This window comes from Acinetobacter sp. SM1B (assembly GCF_003289665.1).
Taxonomy (GTDB): domain Bacteria; phylum Pseudomonadota; class Gammaproteobacteria; order Pseudomonadales; family Moraxellaceae; genus Acinetobacter; species Acinetobacter schindleri.
The window spans coordinates 1,089,073-1,113,454 of record NZ_QMBM01000001.1 but is presented as its reverse complement, the minus strand read 5'-3'; the positions used below and the strand labels follow the sequence as shown (position 1 = coordinate 1,113,454).

20 protein-coding genes, 1 tRNA gene and 1 pseudogene are annotated in these 24,382 nt (G+C 43.9%); 9 read left to right on the top strand and 13 right to left on the bottom strand.

Going from position 1 to position 24,382, the window contains the following annotated elements; genetic code table 11:
* Positions 1-12 precede the first annotated feature (12 nt).
* The 9 genes and pseudogenes from C8322_RS05270 (at position 13) to C8322_RS05225 (ending at position 11,403) form a co-directional block, all read left to right on the top strand.
* Entirely contained in the window at positions 13-861 is an 849-nt protein-coding gene (locus C8322_RS05270) for an RNA methyltransferase (RefSeq protein WP_004812609.1), read from the top strand.
* On the top strand, positions 861-1,670 hold the full coding sequence (gene cysE / locus C8322_RS05265) for a serine O-acetyltransferase (RefSeq protein ID WP_004894357.1): 810 nt from the start codon (positions 861-863) through the stop codon (positions 1,668-1,670). Before C8322_RS05270 ends, cysE begins: the two co-directional genes overlap by 1 nt.
* Before the next feature lie 105 nt (positions 1,671-1,775).
* Positions 1,776-2,684 carry an ABUW_2363 family tetratricopeptide repeat lipoprotein gene (locus C8322_RS05260; RefSeq protein WP_004812606.1) on the top strand — a complete coding sequence of 303 codons (909 nt, stop codon included), beginning with the start codon at positions 1,776-1,778 and terminating at the stop codon, positions 2,682-2,684.
* 118 nt (positions 2,685-2,802) lie between these two features.
* Positions 2,803-4,821, top strand: a complete 2,019-nt coding sequence (locus C8322_RS05255) for an esterase/lipase family protein (protein WP_111810443.1) — start codon at positions 2,803-2,805, stop codon at positions 4,819-4,821.
* A 296-nt stretch (positions 4,822-5,117) separates the two neighbouring features.
* Positions 5,118-6,358, top strand: a pseudogene (locus C8322_RS05245) (GGDEF domain-containing protein).
* 234 nt (positions 6,359-6,592) lie between these two features.
* Positions 6,593-9,226 carry a DNA mismatch repair protein MutS gene (gene mutS, locus C8322_RS05240; RefSeq protein ID WP_111810441.1) on the top strand — a complete coding sequence of 878 codons (2,634 nt, stop codon included), beginning with the start codon at positions 6,593-6,595 and terminating at the stop codon, positions 9,224-9,226.
* 202 nt (positions 9,227-9,428) lie between these two features.
* The gene (fdxA, locus tag C8322_RS05235; RefSeq protein ID WP_004812595.1) at positions 9,429-9,752 is read left to right on the top strand and encodes a ferredoxin FdxA; all 324 of its coding nucleotides are present in this window, start codon (positions 9,429-9,431) and stop codon (positions 9,750-9,752) included.
* A gap of 139 nt (positions 9,753-9,891) precedes the next feature.
* Positions 9,892-10,605, top strand: coding sequence for a D-Ala-D-Ala carboxypeptidase family metallohydrolase (locus C8322_RS05230; RefSeq protein ID WP_004812593.1), 714 nt, complete (start codon positions 9,892-9,894; stop codon positions 10,603-10,605).
* A gap of 132 nt (positions 10,606-10,737) precedes the next feature.
* Complete coding sequence (locus C8322_RS05225; RefSeq protein WP_004812592.1) at positions 10,738-11,403, top strand: O-methyltransferase; 666 nt, start codon at positions 10,738-10,740, stop codon at positions 11,401-11,403.
* A 201-nt stretch (positions 11,404-11,604) separates the two neighbouring features.
* Here C8322_RS05225 and C8322_RS05220 read toward each other — a convergent pair whose 3' ends face one another.
* The 13 genes from C8322_RS05220 to cysS form a co-directional block, all read right to left on the bottom strand.
* Positions 11,605-12,447 carry a universal stress protein gene (locus C8322_RS05220; protein ID WP_071321085.1) on the bottom strand — a complete coding sequence of 281 codons (843 nt, stop codon included), beginning with the start codon at positions 12,445-12,447 and terminating at the stop codon, positions 11,605-11,607.
* 187 nt (positions 12,448-12,634) lie between these two features.
* On the bottom strand, positions 12,635-13,255 hold the full coding sequence (locus C8322_RS05215; RefSeq protein ID WP_004894343.1) for an acyltransferase: 621 nt from the start codon (positions 13,253-13,255) through the stop codon (positions 12,635-12,637).
* On the bottom strand, positions 13,248-13,847 hold the full coding sequence (locus C8322_RS05210; protein ID WP_008305400.1) for an IMPACT family protein: 600 nt from the start codon (positions 13,845-13,847) through the stop codon (positions 13,248-13,250). The genes C8322_RS05215 and C8322_RS05210 overlap by 8 nt, the downstream gene beginning before the upstream one ends.
* Positions 13,848-13,954: 107 nt before the next feature.
* A complete protein-coding gene (locus C8322_RS05205) occupies positions 13,955-15,142 on the bottom strand; it encodes an HlyD family efflux transporter periplasmic adaptor subunit (RefSeq protein ID WP_071321083.1) in 1,188 nt (395 codons plus the stop codon).
* A complete protein-coding gene (locus C8322_RS05200; RefSeq protein ID WP_111810440.1) occupies positions 15,139-17,277 on the bottom strand; it encodes a type I secretion system permease/ATPase in 2,139 nt (712 codons plus the stop codon). Before C8322_RS05200 ends, C8322_RS05205 begins: the two co-directional genes overlap by 4 nt.
* Positions 17,274-18,821, bottom strand: a complete 1,548-nt coding sequence (locus C8322_RS05195; RefSeq protein ID WP_111810439.1) for a TolC family outer membrane protein — start codon at positions 18,819-18,821, stop codon at positions 17,274-17,276. The genes C8322_RS05200 and C8322_RS05195 overlap by 4 nt, the downstream gene beginning before the upstream one ends.
* A 140-nt stretch (positions 18,822-18,961) precedes the next feature.
* Entirely contained in the window at positions 18,962-19,702 is a 741-nt protein-coding gene (gene lptB / locus C8322_RS05190; protein WP_004812578.1) for an LPS export ABC transporter ATP-binding protein, read from the bottom strand.
* Entirely contained in the window at positions 19,702-20,268 is a 567-nt protein-coding gene (gene lptA / locus C8322_RS05185; RefSeq protein WP_004812577.1) for a lipopolysaccharide transport periplasmic protein LptA, read from the bottom strand. Before lptA ends, lptB begins: the two co-directional genes overlap by 1 nt.
* Positions 20,252-20,800, bottom strand: a complete 549-nt coding sequence (gene lptC, locus C8322_RS05180; RefSeq protein WP_108619690.1) for an LPS export ABC transporter periplasmic protein LptC — start codon at positions 20,798-20,800, stop codon at positions 20,252-20,254. Before lptC ends, lptA begins: the two co-directional genes overlap by 17 nt.
* 33 nt (positions 20,801-20,833) lie before the next feature.
* Complete coding sequence (locus C8322_RS05175) at positions 20,834-21,373, bottom strand: KdsC family phosphatase (RefSeq protein ID WP_008305404.1); 540 nt, start codon at positions 21,371-21,373, stop codon at positions 20,834-20,836.
* 3 nt (positions 21,374-21,376) lie between these two features.
* On the bottom strand, positions 21,377-22,354 hold the full coding sequence (locus tag C8322_RS05170) for a KpsF/GutQ family sugar-phosphate isomerase (protein ID WP_111810438.1): 978 nt from the start codon (positions 22,352-22,354) through the stop codon (positions 21,377-21,379).
* A gap of 274 nt (positions 22,355-22,628) precedes the next feature.
* Positions 22,629-22,704: transfer RNA gene (locus C8322_RS05165), tRNA-Gly, on the bottom strand.
* Positions 22,705-22,769: 65 nt separating this feature from the next.
* The gene (gene cysS / locus C8322_RS05160) at positions 22,770-24,191 is read right to left on the bottom strand and encodes a cysteine--tRNA ligase (protein ID WP_111810437.1); all 1,422 of its coding nucleotides are present in this window, start codon (positions 24,189-24,191) and stop codon (positions 22,770-22,772) included.
* Positions 24,192-24,382 lie beyond the last annotated feature (191 nt).

Below are 24,382 nucleotides of genomic sequence, written 5' to 3'. Positions count from 1 at the left end.
ATTGGAATCATCATGAGTCAAATTGACAATGCTGCTGTTTCAGCACATCTCTCCCATGTGCGTATTGTCATGGTCAATACCACTTTACCTGCCAATATCGGCAGTGCCTTACGTGCCATGAAAACCATGGGCTTGTCCAAGCTGGTTCTGGTGGCACCAAAAACCTATCCGCATCCGGATATCGACGCGCTGGCTGCGGGTGCAACTGATCTGATCGAGCAGATCGAGATTGTCGAAACCCTTGAAGATGCCATTAAAGACTGCCAGATTGTATTCGGTACCAGCGCACGCAGCCGTACCATTCCCTGGCCTCTTCTGGATGTGCGTCCTGCGGCTGAAAAAGCGCTGTCTGCGGTCGTGCAAGAGCAACAGGAAATTGCGATTCTGTTTGGTCGTGAAGACCGTGGCCTGACCAATGAAGAACTGGCAATGGCAAATTATCACCTCACTATTCCAGTGAATACCGACTACGGTGTACTCAATGTCGCACAAGCAATTCAGGTCATCTGCTATGAACTGCGTATGGCTGCATTGGATCAGGTAGAACATCCACGTGATGCTAAAGCCACCATGCAGGTCATTGATGGCATTGAAATGGAATGGGATGAACCGCTGGTGAATCATGAACAGATGGAACAGTTCTATCCACATTTAGAAAAAATGCTGGCAGAAATTGAGTTTATGGATCCTAAAAATCCACGATTGCTACCTTTACGCTTGCGTCGCCTATTTGGACGTATACAATTAGATCGTATGGAATATCATTTACTCCGTGGTATTTTCAGCCGGGTTCAGGCCTTGAATAATGGCACCTGGAAGAAATCTTCACACACTACCCAACAGGACAAGGATCAAATCTAATGTTTAAACAGCTCAAAGAGGATATACAGGCTGTCTTCGCGCGCGATCCTGCTGCACGCAACACCCTGGAAGTCTTGACCACATATCCTGGTATTCATGCGCTGATGATGCATCGTGTGGCACATGAACTGTGGAACAAAGACTGTAAAGGCACAGCACGTGCTTTATCCTCATTCAGCCGTTTTGCTACAGGAATTGAAATCCATCCGGGTGCCAAGATTGGCCGCCGTTTCTTTATTGACCATGGTATGGGTGTGGTGATTGGTGAGACAGCTGAAATTGGTGATGATGTTACTCTTTATCACGGTGTGACCTTGGGTGGTACGACCTGGAATAAAGGCAAACGTCATCCAACCCTGGAAGATGGTGTGGTTGTGGGCGCTGGCGCAAAAATTCTCGGTCCGTTCACAGTTGGTAAAAATGCCAAGGTCGGTTCCAATGCTGTTGTAACCAAAGCCGTACCGGCCAATACCACAGCGGTCGGTAACCCTGCGCGGTTTATTACCAAAGATCAGCCGAAAGATGAAGCTGAAGCACGTCGTCGCGATTATGCAGAAAGTATTGGTTTCCAGCCATATGCAACGACACAAGATCAGTCTGATCCGATTATTGAAGGTATGCGGGTTCTACTTGACCGTATTCAGCAAAATGAAAAACGCATGAATATGCTTTGTAACCGTTTATCTATGCTTGACCCTACTTTCAAGAAAAACCAGCTGAATGAACATCCGCTCAGCAAGGAAGATCTAAAGATTCTGGAAGAAGCTCGCCGTGAGTGCGAAGCACAGACTTCTCAGTCTAAGGCCTGATCAAAAACGGTAACACGCCGTAACTTGCATGTTCGTTACAGTTTTCTTAGACTGACGAACATGCAATCTCACAATTTTTCAAAATAACATAAATGGATGTATACCATGACATTTAAGCCTTTGGCACTTGCCTGCTTCGCAGCGCTGGCATTGACCGCATGTTCAACTCCATCTTCAAAGCAAGACACACCTAAAAATGCAATGGTGTTCGCTGAGCCGGAACTGACCCCACCCTTTTATGCATTAAATCCATTCAATTATAACGAACCACCTCCATTTGAAGTGCACTTACAGAAAGCTGCTGCTGCGCCTGTCACCAAAATGGTGGTGAACCGTGCTGATAACCCATCAGAAAAAATTACCCTTGATGTGAATCGTCTGATCATTCCAACAGTAAACAGCAATACGCGTTCTATGCGTTATGCGACTTTAGCTGGGCCGAATGAAATTGATATCACTGAGATTGATGATTTCTTGCAATTAGTTGAAGGTAAGGCACGACACTATCCACCACGTTTCAGCGACCGTCAGGAACGTAGAGGCTTTGAACTGAAACTGAAACGTGTCACTCAGGAACTCGATACTTTAGCTGCCAACAATAATGCCTCTTTCGATATTTTAATGCGTGCATTTAAAGCCAGCGTTATGGCGCGTAACCTGGACCTAGGTTCAGTCTATACTACTAAATCATTGGCTTATGCACAGCGTATTCTGAAATTGAACCAGGATGATGCTGAAGCCAACTTCTGGTTCGGTTTTGGTCTGTCTGAGGGTGGCGGTCAGCGTGAAGCAATTCCATATCTGGAAAAAGCTATGAAAGCTGGTGTTCAGGAAGCCTACTTATCTGCGGCAAACAACTACATTGCCATGGAAAATAAAAAGAATGCAGTTCAGGTGCTGAAAAATTACAAGGTGAAATACCCACAAGAAGCACAAGTAGCAGACCAGCTGATTCAGGAAATTGAAAAGCAAGGTCGCTGGAATGTATGGCAAGTGCTGACACCCAAAAATTAAAGTGAAAATGGTCGTGATCTGAGTTACAAAATAGACTGCTTCGGCAGTCTTTTTTCTGATAAAAATAAGTAAAATACAAAACATTATTTCAATATTTAACTGAGCATTCAGATTTCATATGCACTATAAAATGAATAAAGCATTCGTCCTCTGTTCACTCTTATTCACCACAGTTCTGACCGGCTGTCAGGTGGTCAGTGTGAAAGAACAAGCCTTCAATGTCACCATCAGTAATGAACGTGACAGCATTTTAACCAGAGATAAACTGAGTGAAGCCAGCCTGGATGTTCTGTCCATGACTGGGCGTGAAGCACGCATCTGTACTGAACAACCCCAGGAATGCGTAGAGGCGCTCAAGGAGATCCCGCAGATTCTGGACGAACAGCTTCTGTCTACTGCCAGTGAGTTATATCTGGCCAAATCGCTGCAATTGGGTAAAGGTTCAGAATGCAAAAGCAGCGTTCTGACCAAGACCCAGTCTGAAGAAAAAAAGCAGCTACAAAAACAGAATATCCAGAAATGCCAAGATCAGCAGCTGGCGATGCTGGACCAAAGTATTCGTTATAGCTATGCCTATCTGTTCAAAACCCAGCGTGCGCCACAAGATCGTATCTTTGACAACCGTCAGGTACAGATTCGTGACTTTTATAACCTGGCGATCTCGCATTTGATCCATGTTTATTCCGAGCGTCATCAGGCCAAAGAAGGCAGCCGCAAGATTCAGGTCGGCAACAGCATTTACACAGTAGATTTTGAAAACTATCCTGAAATCAAAGACCAGCCTTTTGAGAAGCTCATGTCGACCTATAACATGAATTTCTCTGGTCTACGTTCAATTACCCGTCGAGACGGTTTTGGTTCGGAATTTGTAGTGGTCCTTCCCGAAGAAAAACGTATCACACCAAATAAAAAATATATTGTCGATCCACTGAATTTCAAATATGCAGAAGGCAGCAATCCGAATATTCATTCGGCGCGTTATCTGGCCACTACTATTACCGCAGTTCCTAAATCTGCGACCAGTATTGATCAGATTATTAACGGTCCGGAATTCCAGCTCAAACTGCATGATCCTTACAAACATGAAAAAGTAACTGTTGCAGGTAAACAATATGCGCTGGCTGCAAATTTCTCGGCACCCTATGGCCTATGGCTGGCTGAAAATAACTTAGGACGTGCTGCCTATCTGGTGCTGATTGACCGGGATGACAACCTGATCATGCCGCATCTTTATATGCTTGAACCCTACAATCCGAAGAAAAAAGTGATTGTCCTGATCCATGGCCTAGCCAGTAGTCCTGAAGCCTGGATTCGTCTGACCAACGACATTATGGGTGATCCGGTATTAAGGGAAAATTTCCAGGTCTGGCAGGTATTTTATTCTACCAATATGCCGATTCTGGAAAGCCGTTTTCAAATTAATGCCCTGGTTCAGCAAGGCTTTGCCCGGGTTGCGAACAATGCACCAGCCAAAAAAGATGCGGTACTGGTCGGACATAGTATGGGAGGCGTGATTGCCCGTTTAATGGTCAGTCAGGCTGATATTACTCAAGATGCATTCAAGCTGGTACAAAATACCCGCATTGCACAATTTAAGGATAACCCGCTCTTTAAAGCACGCCTGCAAATGCAACCTATTCCGAATTTCACCCGGGCCATTTTCTTAGCGACACCGCATCGTGGGACGGAATATGCCGATCGCTGGCATACTAAACTGGCCCGTAAAATTATCCGCATACCAGGCGCATTTTTGGGTGCCTTTGCCGATACCTTACAAGGCGAAATCGGATTAAAGGACTTTGTCAAAGAACTGGGACATGACCTGATTCAGAATGGTCCAAGCGATCTGAGTGAAAATTCGAAATTTACTGCATTAACTAAGGATATTCAGCCTTCTAAAAATATCAAATTTCATTCTATTATCGGCAATACCGTAGATACGCAAGATACCAAGCTCATGAGCGATGATATCGTTTCATACGAAAGTGCTTACTTGGAAGGTGCTGTATCTAGCAAAGTCATTAAGGGTGGCCACTCGATTCAGGAAACGCCTGAAGCTGTACTCGAGTTACGTCGTATCTTGAGGTTGCACCTGACTGAACTCGGTTTATATCAGCCGCAAAAAGTACTGAAATAAGTATAAAAAACCGAAGTTAAAACTTCGGTTTTTTATTTTCTCTCTTGCGAAATAGCTATAAATCTAAAGTTACTTAATTTAAGAGCATGTAAATTGATAAGCACTTCTAAGAGATGATAAAGATAGTTAGGCAATCAAATTACTTTTTTATGATATATATGAAATATAATTTTTTTATATATAAAAGGATATTTCTTGAGCAGGATACTTTATCTGTGCTATCAATAGTTTAACCATTCGATACAATCTACAGTATCAGTAGTTAAACGACTTTATTTGCTTAGTAATGGTATTTTATGAAATTAGCTGGCTCTAAACAGATTAGCCATGAAAAAGTAAATGAGCTGATTGCACATGGACTGAACTATGTGTATTTCAGAAAAGAACTCGAGCCAATCTATCGCCAGCAATACCGTGACGAAGCTGCTTATGAATTTCGTTTTCGGGGCAGCATTATTCTGGTTCTGTATTTTGTGCTCAGTTACGGGATTTTTCAGACCATTTCAATCGATGAAAAACTGATTCATTGGCTTTCTCTGTATGCCTGGGTTGGGGTAATTACCATCGCAGTTTGGTTAATGTCGTTTAGCAAGCCGTTTAATCGTTTTTTTGACCTGTATACCACGTTAGGTGCGACCAGTGCGGTCGCGATTTCTTTTGTGATTATTCCCGTGATTGGCCAGGATATTGATAATGTGACGCCCTGCTGCACGTGGCCATGATGTATGTAGTCGTCATTAACTATAGCTTTGTCGGTATGCGCTTTTATTCAGCACTCATTGCGGGTTGGGGCGGTGGACTGATTGGTTATCTGGTCACGGTTTCTCTCAACTACGATATTGACTGGACCTTCTTACATCGTACCTATACGTTTAGCAGTCTCCTTGGGATGATTATTGCCTATGCGATTGACCGTCAGCATCGTGAGAACTATTTGCAAAATTGTATTATCGAACTGCATAAAGAGGAACTGACCCAACAGGCACAAGAACTGGAACGGCTGACCCAACTTGATGCGCTCACTGGCCTGGCCAATCGACGTTATCTGACAGAATATCTGGACACACAATGGCGCCACGCACTACGACATCAAGCGCCTTTGAGTATTATGATGGTGGATATCGATTATTTTAAAAACTATAACGACCATTTTGGACATATTGCCGGTGACACATGTCTACAATTGGTAGCCCAACAGTTACAAGGCATTTCTTCCCGCAGTATGGAACTGGCAGCACGTTATGGTGGAGAAGAATTTTTACTGGTCTATCCTTATATCGATGAAGTAGAAATACAGAAAATTGCCCAGGAGCTGATCCAACGCATCAATGCTTTGCAGCTGTTCCATCCTGCCAGTCAGGTCTCGGGTCATGTCACGGTGAGTATTGGCTGTGCCAGTATCAAGCCTCAGGAAAATGATCGCCTGGCTGATTTTATTGCTCAGGCTGATGAAGCGCTGTATGCTGCAAAAGCAGAGGGCCGTAATCGTTTTAAGATCGCTCCGCATCAATCAAAAAACAATGCATATATGATTTAGACCTGACTCCGATCCATATTTTTTGTGTTTAAAACCGGCAGTTTTTCAATAGACTCGACAGAAGTCATCGAATCCATTTCTTTCTAAAAATTAATTTTGCTAGACTTAGCTCAATACACATTTTGCATGGCTGTTTTGATGTTTTCTGCTTTGGTAAATGAATAGCGACTATATTGCCTTCAGCTCATCAGCCTTAACCAGTCTGCCCATTATTTTTTAAAGGATTTCTTCTTAATGACCAGTTCAGAACTCATGACTGATCTTTCTACCCTAACACCTATGATGCAGCAATACATGTCTGTAAAGATGCAGCATCCGCATTCATTGATGTTCTATCGCATGGGTGATTTCTACGAACTGTTCTTTGAAGATGCCCATAAAGCAGCCAAAATTCTTGGCATTACCCTGACCCATCGCGGCAAGGCCAATGGTCAGCCGATTCCAATGGCAGGTGTGCCTTTCCATGCGGCAGAAGGATATTTGGCCCGTCTGGTAAAAAAAGGCGAAACGGTAGTAATCTGCGAGCAGATCGGTGAAGTTACAGGTAAAGGTCCGGTTGAACGTGGTGTGGTTCGGATTATTACTCCAGGAACATTAACCGATGATGCCCTGCTGGGTGCACATCAAACTTCTAATCTGGTTGCGCTATGCATTCAGCAAAATAAAATTGGTATCGCTTTACTGGATTTAAGTGCCGGTATTTTCAAAGTTCAACAAATTGATTATGACCTGAACCAACTGGCAATTGAGCTGGCACGTCTGATGCCAAGCGAAATTGTCGTGGACGAAAATCTGCAAGAGCAGGATCTGGTTGAACATTTGAAACGCCAACTGGATGTTCCGGTCAGCAAACGCCCAAATGTCGACTTTAACCTGAACAATGCCCAAAAGACTTTATGTGACCAGTTTGCTGTGAGTACACTGGCAGGTTTTGGGATTGATCATCTGCCACTCGCCAAAGCCGCAGCGGCTGCATTGATTCACTATGCCAAAGAAACCCAGAAAACTGCGCTGCCGCATATTCGTACCATTCAGCTAGAACAAAGTTCAGACTTTATTGCGCTAGATCCAGTGACTAGACGCAATTTAGAGTTGATTGAACCATTATTTGAACATGGTACTTCGCTGTTCCAGTTAATCAATGATTGTCAGACAGCAATGGGTGGCCGCCTGCTGAGTCGCACCTTGATGCAGCCCTTACGCGATACTGCCATTCTAGATGAGCGTCTGGATGCTACTCAAGTATTATTAGACGGCTTTCATGAATCGCCAGTACGTCTGATCTTAAAAGAAATCAGTGATATTGAACGTGTATTAAGCCGTATTGCATTGGGCAGTGCACGTCCACGGGATCTGGTTCAGCTGCGTCAGGCCTGTGCTCAGATCCCGTTCCTGCGTCATGCACTACAACCGATGGTCAGCCAGCAGCAGTCCAAATTACTCATTCGACTGAATGAAGAACTTGGTGATTTCCATGGTCTGCATGAACGTTTGATGTCAGCCATTGTGGAAAATCCACCAGTTCTGTTACGTGATGGGAATGTTATTGCCGAAGGCTTCGATGCAGAACTGGATGAGTTACGCAAAATTCGCGATCATGCCGGGCAATTCCTGATTGATCTGGAAATCAAGGAACGTGAGCAGAGTGGCATTCCAACCCTGAAAATCGGCTATAACCGTGTCAGTGGCTACTATATTGAATTGACCCGTGCACAGGCTGAACAGGCACCAGAACATTATATTCGTCGCCAGACCTTAAAAAATGCTGAACGTTACATTACGCCAGAGCTGAAAGCCTTTGAAGATAAAGTCCTTTCCAGCGAATCCCGTGCACTGGCACGTGAAAAATTGCTCTTTGAAATGCTGCTGGATGAATTGCGTAAGGACATTGGCAACCTGCAAATGATGAGCAGTGCCATCGCACAGATCGACCTGCTGTGTAACTTTGCGCATCAGGCACGCCTACGCAACTGGTCACGCCCGAAATATAGTCCGGAAATTGGCTTGAAAATCCAGGCAGGCCGTCATCCTGTTGTGGAAGCTTTAAGCAAAACTGCCTTCACTCCAAATGATACACAACTCGATTATCAGCACCGGATGGCCATTATCACCGGTCCAAACATGGGCGGTAAATCTACCTTTATGCGTCAGACTGCACTGATTGCCCTGCTGGCCTATTGTGGTAGCTATGTTCCGGCGCAGGCTGTAACCTTGGGGCCAATTGACCGCATTTTTACTCGGATCGGTTCGGCAGATGACCTGTCTACAGGTAAATCCACCTTCATGGTAGAAATGACCGAAACTTCACAGATTCTGCATCATGCGACTAGTCAATCACTCGTGCTGATGGATGAAGTCGGTCGTGGTACCAGCACTTATGATGGTCTGTCCCTAGCTTGGGCATGCGTACTTGATCTCACCCGACGTATTCAATGTTTATGTCTGTTTGCTACGCATTATTTTGAGTTAACTGAACTGGCCAGCGAATCAGGTATTGATAACTATCATGTGACTGCCCGTGAAGTGAATGGTAACCTGATTTTGCTGCATAAAGTGCAACAAGGTCCAGCCAGCCAGAGTCATGGCCTACAGGTCGCCAAACTTGCCGGTATTCCAGCAAGCGTAATCCGGGAAGCACAAAACCGACTGCGTATTCTGGAAAAGCAGCATCACACCAAGCCTCAAAGTCCACAACCTGATCTGTTTGCGATTGAACAGGTCGAAACAGTCGTTGAGCAGATTATTGAGGTGGAAAAACCATCAGCTGCACTTGAACTGCTGGAAGACATTGATGTCGACAGCCTCAGTCCGCGTGAAGCCTTACAGCAGCTTTATGCACTGAAAGATCTACTGAAACTACCAGGCTAAACTCTTCAACCGCTTCATTCAGTATGAGGCGGTTTTGTTTTAGGTAGCTATAATCTCTGAATTTGATATCTGTATCGGTTTTTTTGCAAAAATAACAGCCCTATATATAACAAATATCAATAAAAGGAATTGTTAGTTGCTGCGGTTTTTGCCTAAAATACACATTAGTTATTAGAACCATATTTTTTAGGTAGCTGTCGCCATGACCTTCGTTGTCACTGAAAATTGTATTAAATGTAAATATCAAGACTGTGTTGAAGTTTGCCCTGTAGATTGTTTCTATGAAGGTCCGAACTTCCTTGTAATTAACCCGGACGAATGTATCGACTGCGCGTTATGTGAACCAGAATGTCCTGCAAATGCAATTTTCTCTGAAGATGAGTTACCTGAGGGTCAGGAGGTATTCATCGAATTGAATGCTGAGCTGTCTCAAAAATGGCCGAATATCACCCAAATTGGTGATCAGCCAGCTGACCGTGAAGAATGGAACGGTAAGGCAGATAAACTGCAATATCTTGAAAAGTAATTTTCAAACCTCCAAAAAAGATCAGCATAGTCTGGTCTTTTTTTGTACCTGATGCACACATTTCATTGCAATTTATCCTGAATTCCTTCGCAAAAGTGGACTAAAATAGCGCTATTTTATAAATACCTGATTTCTAATAATGAAGCATTTTTACAAGGGATTATTGGGTCTCAGCATGATCCCTTTTGTCATGGTGGGCTGTACCACTGCGACAAAGAAACCAATGACCTTGCCAGATGGAAAACGGATTTACATTCCTCAGGAACAGGTTAAGGTTGACCGTAAGGTGCTGCCTAAGAGTATTCCTTTTGCCTATACCAACTGGGCAGCCGTAGCAAATAACCTCTCTCGTGTACGCGAGTATGAAGTATTTTTAGAACGTAATTCGGTAGGCAATATCATTCCAAGTTTTGAATTGATGCGTACTGCACGTGACTGGTCGCGTTGTGGTGGACCGCAGTATATGGTGCCAAGCCGTGAGCTGTGGAGCAATCAGTTGCCAACGTTACGTGTATTTAAATATCTGGTTGCAGCCAATGTCCTCAATGATTTCGAAGTAACCTCAGTTTATCGTGATCTGCCACTCAATAAATGTGCTGGTGGTGCTAACTCTTCACGTCACTTGTATAACTCTGCGATTGATTTCCGTATTGGCCCGGAATTTCCGCAGCCTGAAGATTATGCCTATATTGAGAATACCAAGTTCAAACTTTGCCAGTTCTGGATACAGCATGGTCAAAGCCTGAATATGGGCTTAGGTCTATATGCTTCAGGTCAGATCCATATTGATACCCAAGGTTACCGCACCTGGGGCCCGGATTTAAGCCGTAGATCTTCAATGTGTAATTACTAAGTCATTCCACCTACAATACAGAATCTGTAAATCGTTCTGTATTGTTCATTTTCAAAGCAAATATAAAACAATAAATTGCGCTCCACTGCGAAAGGTTTAAAATGCCTGCATCGCAACAAAGGTGCTCAAGCTATGCAACAAATGTGGACAGATCTCGACAATTATATTGATTCACATTTAATCCCAGATGATCCTATTCTGAAACAGACTCTTGAAAATACAGCTGCGCATGGATTTCCTGATCATCTGGCGGTAGCTGCCAATCAGGGCATGCTGTTACAGATGCTGATTCAGATGAATGGCTGCAAGCGTGTACTTGAACTCGGAACTTTTGCTGCATATAGCACCATGTGGCTGGCACGTGCCCTGCCTGAAGATGGTTATATCCTGACTATTGAAGGTCGTGATACGCATGCCGCGATGGGTCAGGAAAATATCGAGCGTGCCAACCTCAAACAGACAGTCGAACTTAAATGTGGCCGTGCCGCAGATATTCTAAAAGCCCTACCAGAAGATACAGAACCGTTCGATTTTATCTTTATTGATGCGGATAAACAGAGCTATCCTGAATATCTGGAGCTCAGCCTGAAACTATCTCGTTCAGGTACAGTAATCTTTTTAGACAATGTTATTCGTGCTGGGGCAATTATTGATTTGGACAATAATAAGCCAAGTATTGAAGGTATTCGCAGCATGTTTGAAGCAATGCAGAATCACCCGCGCCTACTTTCCAGTACTGCTCTACAGACCGTGGGCAGCAAAGGTCATGACGGTTTTGCACTGGCTATTGTCAAATAACAGTCTGAGAGCAAAAAACACCCAATAAAGTATTTTAAATATATAACAATAACTTATGGAATGTAACCACAGAGTTATCCACAATATATGAGGATAACTCTGATTATTTTTAAATCAAACTGTAACAATTTCCAACTTCAAGCTTTTTAATTTCGTGGAATTGTTATTTTAACTTTATAACGCTTTTTCCAATATTTTCCTTTACTTGGCAACCAGAAGCGGTACTTTGGAATTGCGGAAGATGGTGGTCGCGATACTACCCAGGAAGAACTGGTGGATTTTGCTGTGACTGAATGCACCCAGCACAATCAGCTGAATTCCCTGCTCCTGCTGATAAGACAGAATGTTCTCTGCCACATCACCATAGCGGTATTCAGGAACAACATCCAGTCCAGCTTCTTTCAGATAATTTAACGGTTCATTCAGGATTTCAGCATGATCTCCGACATACAACAAATGACACTGTAGCAGTTTCAGCAAATCACTTTCTGCAATGCGTCTCATCATCTGGATACAGGTTGGTGAATATTCGTAGGCAAAGATAAAGCGTGTTGGCGGTTTAAAGTTTTCACCCACTGTCATCACCGTACAATTGGCACCACGGATAAAGTTTTCCACATTGGTGCCCATCGGCTTGTTTTTCTCAGCAGAGCGTTCACCCAAACGTCCAATAACGACAATATCATCAGGTCTGAGTAACTGAAAGCTTTGTTCCAGGAAATCCCCTTTTTCCTGAATATGGATGGTGTTGATATTGTGTTTTTCTTTGATCTGGTCAGAAATGTGTCGCAGCAGATTATTGCTATAGTCTAAAGCCAGTTCACTCTGTTTCTGTTCAAGCTCGGCCAGTTCTTTTAGTAGCATGGCATTGCTTTCAAAACCAATCACACCACTAATTTCCCCCAAATGATAACTTGCAGGGTAATAATCCAAAACTTGCAATAACACCAGCTCGCGATGGGTCTGCTTGGCAATCCATGCAGCCGCTTCTGCGAGGGCATTAATGCATGGAGAAGAATCAATGCAGGCAATGACACGTTTCATGTTTAGCCTCTCTCATTATAATAAAAGTTCTTAGATATTTTTAAGTTAGCATAGCCTTCGGCAAATGTGCAGCAAATTCTGTAGCACAGGATTTGAATTATGTTATTTTTTATGTGACGTTCTAGTGGCTTATACATTTTTGAACTACTCGAACAATCCTTGTATCGTCTGAAACTCTAAACATGTATTAATCCCGGTAGCGAATCAGTTTGGCCGGATTACCTGCAACGATCATGCGTTCATCCAAATCTTTGGTTACCATACTATTCATACCAACAATGGCCTGATCCGCAATTTTCACTCCGTCTTTAATACCGACATGAGCACCAAGCCAGACATCACGGCCAATTTCAATCCCTTTGGAACGCACCGGCTGTTTATAAATGGGCTGTTCCAGTTCCATCCCATGATCAAAAGCGTACAGGTGACAATAGGCTGCCATACGCACCTGATCATGTAACTTAATTCCTACCCGTCCACCATCCAGAATACAGTGGTGATTAATCGCAACTTCATTGCCAATTTCTAGTGGCCCATGCAAGGTACAGTCCGCTGCGATAAAGCTATGATCACCAATCACTATTTTTCGGCCCGGTTCAGCGAAGATATGGGCCAGTGGTGAAATAAAGCAGTTCTCCCCAATCTCAACTGTTTCCATTTCACGCAGATAGTCCTGATATTCGCGCTGCCACTGTTCTGCCCAGCCCCGGTTTTTAGGCTTGAGTGACCAGTATAGCCACGGCATATAATTAAGACGATGCTTATGCTGCTCGCGGTATTTCAGTAGAGGGTCCTGCTGCTCAGTCATCTTGGGGCTCATCTATAATTTTTAAGGCTTCACGTCCGCGGCTGATATCCTGAATCTTCAAAGCAAATGGCTCAATCTGATGTTTCTGCATTTGCGCAATAACCTCGACGCCTTCTGCGGTATAATCTTCCTGATAGTCAATCTGTTGCTGATTCAGCTCATACTGAAAAATAGCCCATTCACTAAAATTACAGCGAAAGAATACCTTTTTCTTTTCAATCAGTTCAATCTTTTCAGCTAAGATTAGGCATTGCCCCGCACAGCCCCCATAAGCACGAACCAAACCACCCGTACCTAGCTTGATTCCTCCATACCAGCGATTCACTAGCACCAATACATTGGTCAGCTCATTGCCTTCAATGGTCGCTAAAATCGGTCGACCTGCGGTGCCAGAAGGCTCGCCATCATCATTAAAACGCACATTATGTCCAATTTTCCATGCCCAGCACTGATGCGTCGTGGTGGTATCACGATAAGCTTCCAGAAAATCCTTTATCTCCTGTTCGGATTCCACCGGCGTAGCAAAGGCCTGAAAGCGGCTCTTCTTGATCTCTTCTTCAAAACTGACAAGGCTGGCAATAGTAAAAGACATTGGATTCAAACAATAACATCACTGTGTTGCAGTATAACGTGTTTGCTGGCACAAACAAAAAAGCCCCTATACATAGAGGCTTGATTTTGTACAACTACTATGAAGGATTAGCGTTCGCGTAATGCTTCTTTAGCCTTATTAAACGGTTTAACCAAATAATCCAGTACGGTTTTTTCACCCGTACGGATATCCACGGTTGCTACCATACCCGGCGTGATATTAAATTCCTGTCCGGCTTTATTGGTCAGCTTGTCATTTTCGGTACGGATATACACACGATAGTAAAATTGGTCCTGTTTGACTTCATCACGTAGAGTATCGGGGGAAATCACAGTGACTTTACCTTTCAGGCCGCCATAAATCGAGTAATCATAAGCGGTAATTTTGACCAGCGCTTCCTGATCCGGACGGATAAAGGCAATATCACGTGGTGAAATACGTGCCTCGACCAGCAATTTTTCATCCAGCGGTACAATCGTCATCAACTTGCCGTTTTGTGGAATGACGCCTCCCAAGGTCATGACATCAATTTCCTTCACCACGCCACGTACTGGCGATTTGAAAATAGTCCGGTTCAGCGTATCGGATTTACCACGTACCACCTGTTGCTGAGTTTCCACATCAGTATTAGCTTTGGCAAGTTCTTCACGCGCTTTCACAAAATACTGGTTCCGCACATCATTCATCTGGTTTTGCAGGTCATTGGCTTCACGCTTTAAACGCAGAACTTCCACTTCGCTTGCAGCACCTTTTGCAACTAATGGTTCAGTCATCGCCAGTTCTTGCTGTACCAGTATCAATGCCTGCTGTAACCCTGCTAAAGATTGTTCCAGATTAGCACGACGCGATTTATATAATGCAGTTTCCTCTGCCACCAGTTTTGGCTCTTTGAGTACCTCTGGCGGGAAGGACAACGGCGCACCAGTGACTTCAGCACGTAAGCGTGCCGCAGTTGCACGCGAAGAAATTAACAGAGAAGCCGATTCACCCACATTGGATTCAAAACGGGTGGGATCCAGCTGCGCCAATACCTGACCCTGCTCGACAATTTCACCTTCTTTGACGTTCAGTTTGGTGAGGATACCACCTTCCAGAGACTGAATAACCTGTTCCTTGGAAGAGGGAATCACTTTACCGGTGCCTGTCGAAACTTCTTCCAGCTTGAACAACCATGCCCATGTCAGCAGAATCAGTAAGCCTATGCCAATGATCCAGATGATCACACTTGATTTTGGCAAAGGTGGTTCCTGAAAGCTGACTTTGGTTGAACGCTTGATTTCCTGTTTTGCACTCATGCGCTTGCTCCCGTAACACGCTTCGCTCCACCTTGTGATTGATTCAGGATCTGGTCCCGCGGACCATCCATCACAATCTTGCCGTCATTTACGACAATGATGCGATCTACCAATTCAAGTACCGCACGACGATGGGTAGCCACCACCATGGTTCGGCCAATCAGATAAGTTTTTAAATTATCAATCAGCTGTTTCTCAGAAACATCATCAATGGCAGCAGTGGGTTCATCCAGCAATAAAATTCGTGGTTGGCGAATCAGTAAACGAGAAAGTAACAAGGCTTGACGCTGACCACCAGAGAAGCCCACACCACCTTCGAGAATGATATGGTCCAGGCCTTCTTTCTTTTCCTGAACAAAGCCCAATGCACCTGTGAGTTGCAAAGCTTCCAGAATCTGCTGATCCGTAGCGAGCGGTGCACCCAAAGTCAGGTTTTCACGGATACTGCCGTAAAAGAGTTGTGAATTCTGATTAAGTAAGCCCATATCACGGCGTACATCTGAAGGATCTATCAGGGTCAGATCAATCCCATCAAGTTTGACCTTGCCTTGTGCTGGAGTTTGCATACCCGACAACAGTTGTAAAAGAGTCGATTTACCAGCACCGTTACGGCCCAGAATTGCAATTTTTTCACCGGGCTTGATTTCGAGTTTTGGAATGACCAGACTCGGTTTGGGATCATCATCGCCATATTTGAACACCACGCCACTCAAGTCATAATGACCATCCAATACAGGACGGTGAATCAGATGTGAATAGTCCGGCTGATCCACCGATTTTTTCATCAACTCATCCAGACCGCCCTTGGCAACTTTGGCTTGCTGTAAACGGCCCAAGACACCGGTGATTTGTGAAATGGGTGCGAGCATCCGTGATGATAAAATCGAACAGGCAACTAAAGCACCCGTGGTCATCTCACCATCCATTACCGCAAATGCACCGACCAAGACCACAATTGCAAAGGTGAGTCCCTGAATTTTTTGGGTCCATGCTGTCATTAAGCCAACAATTTTACGTTGCTGCATGCTGACATCGGCGGACACTTCATTCATATGGTTCCACTGGTTCTGGAAACGCGATTCAGCACGCAGTAGCTTGATGTCTTCAATTCCTTGTACTGCTTCCACCAGCAATGCATTACGGATTGCAGATTCACGCATTCCTAACTGTGCCAACTTGGCCAGTTTTTTCTGCGCCAGAATTCCCGGAAGAATCATGAGTGGTACTACCAGTAGCATGACCCAGAACAGGTTGCCGCCAATAATCCAGAAGATTCCCAGGAACAGGAAGAAGAATGGTAAATCTGCAATTGCCGTCACGGTAGTGGAAGTGACCAATTCACGCACACCTTCGAGTTCACGAATCTGTGAAATAAAAGTACCTGTAGATTTTGAACGCTCTTTATTTTTAATGCGTAAGGCATGACCAAAAACCTGGTCAGAAATACGTAAATCAGCGCGCTTGCCGATAATATCAGACAGATAGATCCGGGAGACGCGTAAGGTAAATTCGAAGATTGCCGCAATCAATACACCGCCTGCCAGTACCCATAAGGTCGGGATAGACTGTGAAGGAATGACCCGGTCATACACGTTCATGGAAAAGACAATGGTAGCCAGTGCGAGGATGTTCGCGATTAAAGAAGCAAACATCACATCGATATAACGCTTCCAGTCATTCAGGACAATTGACCAGAACCAGTTCTTTTCGAAAGGCTTGATATATTCATCGACCCGGGCATCGGGTACTGAAGACTCAGGACGTAAGATATAAAGGCTTTTAGCACCCTGCTTCAGATGTTCCAGGTTAAAAACCTGAGACAACCCCTGATCGCCACTGAGCTGTACACTAGCTTTGCCTTCACTATCAATGCGCTCGATGACACCCACTTCGCCATTTTCAAATTCTACCAATATTGGCAATTTCCATGGACTGAGCAGACTGGCATCAAACTTGTTTTTACGTACATTTAAACCGATCTGACGCGTGACAACTTTGAGCAGCTCGTCAACATCATGATGCTGGTTCCAGTCGAGTTGTAAGCGGATTCTTTCCTCAGATGGCTCGATACGATAATGCTTGGCGATATTAAGTATCGCCTGAAGCCACGGCTGATAATTTATTGTATTACTCATGGCTGTACTTCAAACCCCTGAATAGAAATACGGTTAAGGTCATAAAGATCGCGTGTACGACCAGTGACCTGAATGTACTGAACAATAGCGGTATAAATATCGTAACGCGCAGTTTCGATTTCTTGGGCTGCGCTGTGAATTGCCTGCTCTGCATTAAGCAGATCGACTACGGTTCGAGTACCGAGTTTATATTGTTCCTGATACAGCTCTCTGGTGCGCACAGTGGTTGCACGGCGCTGTGCCAGAATGTCCATTTGTCGCTGTTTATTTTCAATCTGTTCGCGAATCAAGCGGACCTGATCGACTACATCCAGATAGGCAGTATTGACCTGAGCACGTGCTGCTTCTTCAGCAAAACTGGCTGCACGGGTCTGTGATCTGGTCGCCCCACCTTGATAGAAATTACTGGTGGCTTCAATCATCACAGAGTTATAAAAGCCATCATCTTCATTATTATTCGGATTGCGACCATTAATGGCCTGACTCATACTCCCTTTGATATTAATGGTAGGATAAGTATTTAACCTGGCTTGCTCTTTTTGCGAACGTGCCACTTCCACGCCAGCATGTGCCAACATCAACGTCGGAATACTGGTAAATTCAGGCTCCTGGTAAAGTCCGGCCTGTTGAATCAGACTATCTGGAATTTCCCACTCTACATTGGATATATCAAAGCCGAGTAAAGTGCGCAGTTTTTGTTGATACTGACGTAACTGGGTTTGTTGCACAATCAGGTTATTCTCTGCAGCTTCCAGATTGGATTGGGCCTGAATCGGATCGGCCTGACTGCTGATCCCGGCTTTGGCTCGCAGATTGGCAATTTCCGCAATTCGTGCAATCCCTTGTTTCTGCTGCTCGGCAATCTTGGTGATTTCCTGATAGCGCTTGATATTGACAATGGCATCTGCCACTTCAAGTGCAATCTGATCCAGGCTGACTAGAACCCGTGCCTGCGCTTCGGCAAGCTTGGCTTCTTCAGTGGTTACGCTGGATTTTACCTTGCCAAAATCATATAGCATTTGGGTCGCATTCAGGGAAACTACCTGACGACCGCGTTCGCCCTTGGTTAAATCTGCTGTTCCAAATCCACCCGAAATCTGTGGATAGTATTGTGCCTTTGCCACATCAATATTGGCAGCCTGAGAGGACAGCGAAGATATACTTTGTGAAATCTCGGGACGACGCTGAACTGCTGTAAGTACAGCCTCCTTAAGATTAATTCGTCTGGGAATTCCCATGGCTGGAATATTATTCTGGGAACGAGTACCATTCTGAAAGCCGCCTACTTGGGGCAACTCCTGAACACGTGAGGTATTCAGCTGATAATTACTCAAATCCCGCAGATCAACCGTATGTGAGGATTTTACAGGTTCAGGGGAGAATAGTTTACTGACCCCTTGTTTGAATCCCTGAAAATATCCCTTTTCCGTATCTGCCGCATAAACCTGAGACATTTGCAAAGGCAATAAAAGGGCGATCAATACCCTTTTTTTTCCCTGTAAATTACCCCGAAGTTTATTATTTTTTTTTGCTTTCAATAGCATGATTATTGGTGTCGTTTTTAAACTAACTATATACCAAAAATATTTTAAAATTGATGATACTAAAATATTTTCGACGAAAAAATCCCACACAACAACGTTAAAGTTGACTGTGTGGGCTTGATTAAGGTAATAAAGCCGAATTACACGGTAAAGTCATCACCCAGATACACTTTTCTAACAGTTTCATTATTCAGGATTTCTTGTGGTGTACCTTCTGCAATCACTGCACCTTCACTGACAATATACGCATGCTCACAGATTGCCAAAGTTTCACGCACATTATGATCAGTAATTAATACCCCAATACCGCGATCTTTCAAGGTTGTGATAATGTCTTTAATATCTCCGACAGAAATCGGATCGACCCCGGCAAAAGGTTCATCAAGTAGCATGAATTTTGGATCAGCTGCCAGCGCACGGGCAATTTCCGCACGACGACGCTCACCACCAGAGACACTCATGCCCAGAGAATCTTTGATATGGGTAATCTTAAAGTCTGCCAGCAATTCTGCCAGGCGCTGCTGACGCTGGGCTTTGGTCAATTCCTTACGGGTTTCAAGAATCGCCATGATATTTTCAGCAATGGTCAGCTTCCGGAAAATAGAAGCTTCCTGCGGCAGATAACCAATCCCTTTGCGGGCACGTTCATGCATGGCCAAATCTGACAGATCCAGATCATCCAGATATATTTCACCTTTATCCATACGCACCAGACCAACCACCATATAGAAGCTGGTGGTCTTACCTGCACCATTCGGACCAAGTAAACCAACGATCTGACCACTTTCCATGCTGAAGGATACATCCTTCACCACCCAACGTTTACTATAGTTTTTCGCCAGATGTTTAATGGTTAAGGTTTGAACCTTTGATTCAGCCATTAGTCACGTGCTCCCGGGAAGGATTTAGAACTGGATGGTGGAATCACAATCTGTACACGACCTGAAGAGGAACCGGTTTTATTTGGCGTACCGACAGCTTCAATATCCCCCTTATTCATACTATATCGAAGCGTATTACCACGGATACTGGCTCCATCCTGTTCCAGGAAGGCATTACCTGTCAGGGTAATAATACCGGTATCAGCATTGTAGACAATCTTCTGTGCCTGACCTTTCGCGATTCCTTTAGCAGCATCGATTTGTTGCTGGAAACGTGCAGGACTGCCATTTGCTGTAATCGTGCTGATTTGCTTCTTGCTGTTCAGGTTTGCCACAATTGAGTTTGCCTGAAGTTTCATAGTCCCTTGCTCAATAATGACATTACCGGTATAAGTCGTGATACCGGTACGCTCATTAAAAGTTGCACGGTCAGCTACCAGCGAAATAGGCTGCTGGCGGTCTGAAGGAATTGCCAATGCTGCGAGTGAAGTAAACCCGAGCACAGCAGCAAGCGCAGTACGCTTCAGGAAAGTAGTCGTCATTTTAGGTTTAAGAATTTGGTTCATACTTTCCTCGAATATTAAAAAATTCGTATTGCCCGTCATTTAGATTTGCCTTCAAGCCCTGACTGATAAACTCAGCTTGTGGATTCGTTACTTCTACAGCTTTATCCGTTTCAATTTCTCGTGTTTTAGGGAAACCTGTTAACTCTTCTGTCTTGAACTGAAGCTGACCATCTTGCAGAATCTTGGTTGCTACCACCTGCTGAGAAAGGATCACTTTAGTATTATCCTCGTACCCATTCACAAGTTTGGCATAAAAAGTAGAATCTACTTTGCCATCCTTGTACATAGAAGCATTCATATTTTCCAGCTTCGAGGTTTTTTTCTGCATATCCTGCTCGAGTCGATCGACTTGAGCACGAACAGCCAGCTCACCTTTTTCATCGGTCTGCGTCAAATTAATATTTTCAGCCGTGGATTTCATACTGCGTGCAGCATCTACCTGAAGCTTATTGCCACTTCCACTGAAATAATAATAACCACCACTTATGGCTGCGAGAATAATCGCGGTTACGTATAAAACTTTAGTATCCATAAGCAGTGTACTTAATCCAGAACGTATAGTTGATTAATATGGCGCACGAGTAAACTTTTCAAGTAATTCTTGGTAAACACCTTTAGACATTAAAAGCATGTCACAGATCTCGCGCACTGCACCACGACCACCCATCGCCTGAGTCACCAGATCGGCACGACGACGTACTTCGACATGACCATTTGGAACTGTCACTTTCATGCCAGCAATCGCAAAAGCTGAGAGGTCAGGCCAGTCATCGCCCATATACAGGCAATCTTCAGGATCGATATTCAACTGAGCGCAAGCTTCTTTGAGGGCAACGCCTTTGTCTTCACGTCCCTGATAGACTAGGTCTACCCCTAAATCAGACATACGTTTTTGTACAATATTACTTTGACGTCCAGTGATGATAATCACTTTAATTCCAGCCTGCTGAACCAGCTTCATACCCAGACCATCACGAATATCAAAGGATTTGATCTCATCTCCCGTATTGGTCAGCGTAACAAAACCGTCACTTAGAATCCCATCAACATCAAGCACCAGTGCTTCAATATGACGTGCCTGCTCTAATAATACATAAGATGCCATCTATTAATTTACCCCAGCCTGAATCAGGTCATGCATACTAATTACACCAATGACTTTATTGGCATCATCAACAACTACAAATTGATTAATTTTATGTTCATTCATACGTTCCAGCGCTGCTACAGCACGTGCTTCCTGAGAAATCGTCAGAGGATTTTTGATCATCACTTCCTGGATCGGCAGATTGACATCAAAACCTTGCTGCTTATCAATCAATCGGCGCAAGTCCCCATCCGTGAAAATACCCAACAGAACATCATTTTGATCGACAATTGTGGTTAAACCTAGGCGTTTATTTGAAATTTCGTATAAAACTTGATTCATCGGTGTATCTGGTGACACTTTCGGCAGTTCTGCACCAGTATGCATCAGGTGTTTAACATGCAGTAATAAGCGTTTACCAAGTGCTCCGGCCGGATGTGAAAGGGCAAAATCGTCAGCAGTAAAACCACGTGCATCTAGCAGCGCTACAGCCAGAGCATCGCCTAACACCAGAGTCGCTGTAGTACTTGAAGTTGGTGCCAGACCCAGTGGACAAGCCTCTTGCAGATTACCCAAAGTTAAAGCGACATCGGCATTTTGTGGCATAGGGCCTTTGTCGTCACCACTAATGGTAATTAAAGGAATTTCCAGACGCTTGATCAGAGGCATCAGCATCATGATTTCATCACTTTTGCCTGAGTTTGAAATGGCAATCAGTACGTCACCCGGTACCAGCATCCCAAGATCACCATGCCCTGCCTCGCCCGGATGCATGAAGAATGAAGGCGTACCCGTAGATGCAAAAGTCGCGGCCATTTTGCGGCCAATATGCCCGGATTTCCCCATCCCGGTAATCACCAGACGCCCCTTACACTGCAGGATAATTTCACATGCCTGACTAAAACGCTCATCGATTTGGTCAGCTAAAATCTGTAATGCATGTTCTTCGATACGCAAGGTTTCAAGTGCAACTTTCTGGAAGTCTATTTGATTTGGCATATTTGGTGGGTTCAAAGTAGGTTTACCTTAACTCTATACAGAGTTGACTCAGTCTAGCAAAAAATAATTTTCGCAATTTTATCATATCTATGCAAATGTCAGGTTTCAAAATGTAGAGCTTTTCATAAAACTTAGACAGAATGTTTTGAAATTTTTTCTTCAATTAGCCTGTAATTGCTCCTATTTAAATCATGTAATTTAATAAAGAATTTATTTTTATATTTTGATTAGGCAATAAAAAACCCTAATCTTTCGATCAGGGTTTTTTGAATTTTGGAGCGGGAAACGAGACTCGAACTCGCGACCCCAACCTTGGCAAGGTTGTGCTCTACCAACTGAGCTATTCCCGCAATATGGGAGTGAATTATAGAGAGTTTCTGCTAACTGTCAACTCTCTATTGATTCAACTGCCGAATTAATCAGCACGACGCCATACAGTTCCTTGACGGGTATCTTCCAGCACCACCCCTTGGTCTAATAAAGACTGGCGGATTTCATCGGCACGAGCAAAGTTTTTCTCTTTTTTGGCATCTTTACGTTGCTGGATCAGATCTTCAATCTGCTCTTCAGACAAGCCTAAAGCTTCCTGACCAATATCAGACTTCAGGAATTCATCGACATTGTGCTGTACCAGACCCAGAATATTGGTGAGATGGCGCAGAGTAGAATAATAAACAGTAGCCTGCTCCTGATTCTGATCTTTTACTGCACGGTTTAGCTCTTTATTCAGTTCAAATAATACAGCAATGGCTTCTGGCGTATTGAAGTCATCACACATGGCTGCATTGAAACGCTCAACAAAACTTTGATCTAGTGTTTCAACCATTTGCTCGCCATATACTGCCTGATAAGCTTTAAAAGAATGATAGAAACGCATCAGCGTATTTTTCGCTTCTTTTAAGGCCACATCAGAATAGTTCACCGGGCTACGGTAGTGTGAAGATACGATAAAGTAACGCACTACTTCTGGATGGAATTTTTCAATCACATCACGGATAGTGAAGAAGTTACCCAAAGACTTCGACATCTTTTCACCATCGACATTGATGAAGCCGGCGTGCATCCAGTAGTTCACATACTGTTCACCTGTCGCTGCTTCAGATTGTGCAATCTCGTTTTCATGATGAGGGAAGCTTAAGTCAGCACCACCACCATGAATATCAAAATGGTTGCCGAGGCAGCAGGTTGACATCGCAGAACATTCAATATGCCATCCTGGACGACCATTGCCCCATGGTGAAGCCCAAGAAGGTTCATTTTCTTTTGCATGTTTCCACAGCACAAAGTCAAAAGGATGTTTTTTCTCAACTTCCACATCTACACGTTCAGAAGCACCTACTTGCATATCTTCCAGTTTACGGCCTGAAAGACGGCCATATTTGGCAAATTTTTCAACTTCGAAATACACATCCCCATTATTGGCTGGATATGCTGTGCCATTATTGACTAGTGTATCAATCATATTTTGCATTTGATCGATATAGTCGGTGGCTTTTGGTGCAGCATCTGGTGCAAGACAGCCTAACTTGGCAAAGTCTTCATTCATCGCATCAATAAAACGGCTGGTCAGTGATGAAATGCTTTCACCATTTTCATTGGCACGTTTAATGATTTTATCGTCAATATCGGTGATATTACGGACGTATTTCACCTGCCAGCCCTGACTGCGCAGGAAACGGATAATATAGTCGAATGCAACCACTGTACGTGCATGTCCGATATGACAGTAGTCATAGACCGTCATCCCACAAACATACAAATCAATCTGACCTTCTTTACGAGGCACAAATTCTACTTTTTTACGTTGCTCTGAGTTATATAGAACAAATGGTTGCATAGGTCTTCTAGAATGCTTTTACAAATGATGGCTCATCTTAACCTAAGCATTATTTTTCATAAAGTTTTAAGATATGTTTTTATAAAATTAGCAAATTCATTAATAGATCTCTTTCATAAATCAAAAAACGATCTTCTTTTGGGTTAATATTTGCACTCCGGATTTCTTAGCATTCGTGCATAATCTGCGGA

Bases quoted from the DNA above. Each gene is read 5' to 3' on its own strand.
- C8322_RS05270 (WP_004812609.1), top strand. From the start codon at position 13: ATGAGTCAAATTGACAATGCTGCTGTTTCAGCACATCTCTCCCATGTG.
- cysE (WP_004894357.1), top strand. From the start codon at position 861: ATGTTTAAACAGCTCAAAGAGGATATACAGGCTGTCTTCGCGCGCGAT.
- C8322_RS05260 (WP_004812606.1), top strand. From the start codon at position 1,776: ATGACATTTAAGCCTTTGGCACTTGCCTGCTTCGCAGCGCTGGCATTG.
- C8322_RS05255 (WP_111810443.1), top strand. From the start codon at position 2,803: ATGCACTATAAAATGAATAAAGCATTCGTCCTCTGTTCACTCTTATTC.
- mutS (WP_111810441.1), top strand. From the start codon at position 6,593: ATGACCAGTTCAGAACTCATGACTGATCTTTCTACCCTAACACCTATG.
- fdxA (WP_004812595.1), top strand. From the start codon at position 9,429: ATGACCTTCGTTGTCACTGAAAATTGTATTAAATGTAAATATCAAGAC.
- C8322_RS05230 (WP_004812593.1), top strand. From the start codon at position 9,892: ATGAAGCATTTTTACAAGGGATTATTGGGTCTCAGCATGATCCCTTTT.
- C8322_RS05225 (WP_004812592.1), top strand. From the start codon at position 10,738: ATGCAACAAATGTGGACAGATCTCGACAATTATATTGATTCACATTTA.
- C8322_RS05220 (WP_071321085.1), bottom strand. From the start codon at position 12,447: ATGAAACGTGTCATTGCCTGCATTGATTCTTCTCCATGCATTAATGCC.
- C8322_RS05215 (WP_004894343.1), bottom strand. From the start codon at position 13,255: ATGACTGAGCAGCAGGACCCTCTACTGAAATACCGCGAGCAGCATAAG.
- C8322_RS05210 (WP_008305400.1), bottom strand. From the start codon at position 13,847: ATGTCTTTTACTATTGCCAGCCTTGTCAGTTTTGAAGAAGAGATCAAG.
- C8322_RS05205 (WP_071321083.1), bottom strand. From the start codon at position 15,142: ATGAGTGCAAAACAGGAAATCAAGCGTTCAACCAAAGTCAGCTTTCAG.
- C8322_RS05200 (WP_111810440.1), bottom strand. From the start codon at position 17,277: ATGAGTAATACAATAAATTATCAGCCGTGGCTTCAGGCGATACTTAAT.
- C8322_RS05195 (WP_111810439.1), bottom strand. From the start codon at position 18,821: ATGCTATTGAAAGCAAAAAAAAATAATAAACTTCGGGGTAATTTACAG.
- lptB (WP_004812578.1), bottom strand. From the start codon at position 19,702: ATGGCTGAATCAAAGGTTCAAACCTTAACCATTAAACATCTGGCGAAA.
- lptA (WP_004812577.1), bottom strand. From the start codon at position 20,268: ATGAACCAAATTCTTAAACCTAAAATGACGACTACTTTCCTGAAGCGT.
- lptC (WP_108619690.1), bottom strand. From the start codon at position 20,800: ATGGATACTAAAGTTTTATACGTAACCGCGATTATTCTCGCAGCCATA.
- C8322_RS05175 (WP_008305404.1), bottom strand. From the start codon at position 21,373: ATGGCATCTTATGTATTATTAGAGCAGGCACGTCATATTGAAGCACTG.
- C8322_RS05170 (WP_111810438.1), bottom strand. From the start codon at position 22,354: ATGCCAAATCAAATAGACTTCCAGAAAGTTGCACTTGAAACCTTGCGT.
- cysS (WP_111810437.1), bottom strand. From the start codon at position 24,191: ATGCAACCATTTGTTCTATATAACTCAGAGCAACGTAAAAAAGTAGAA.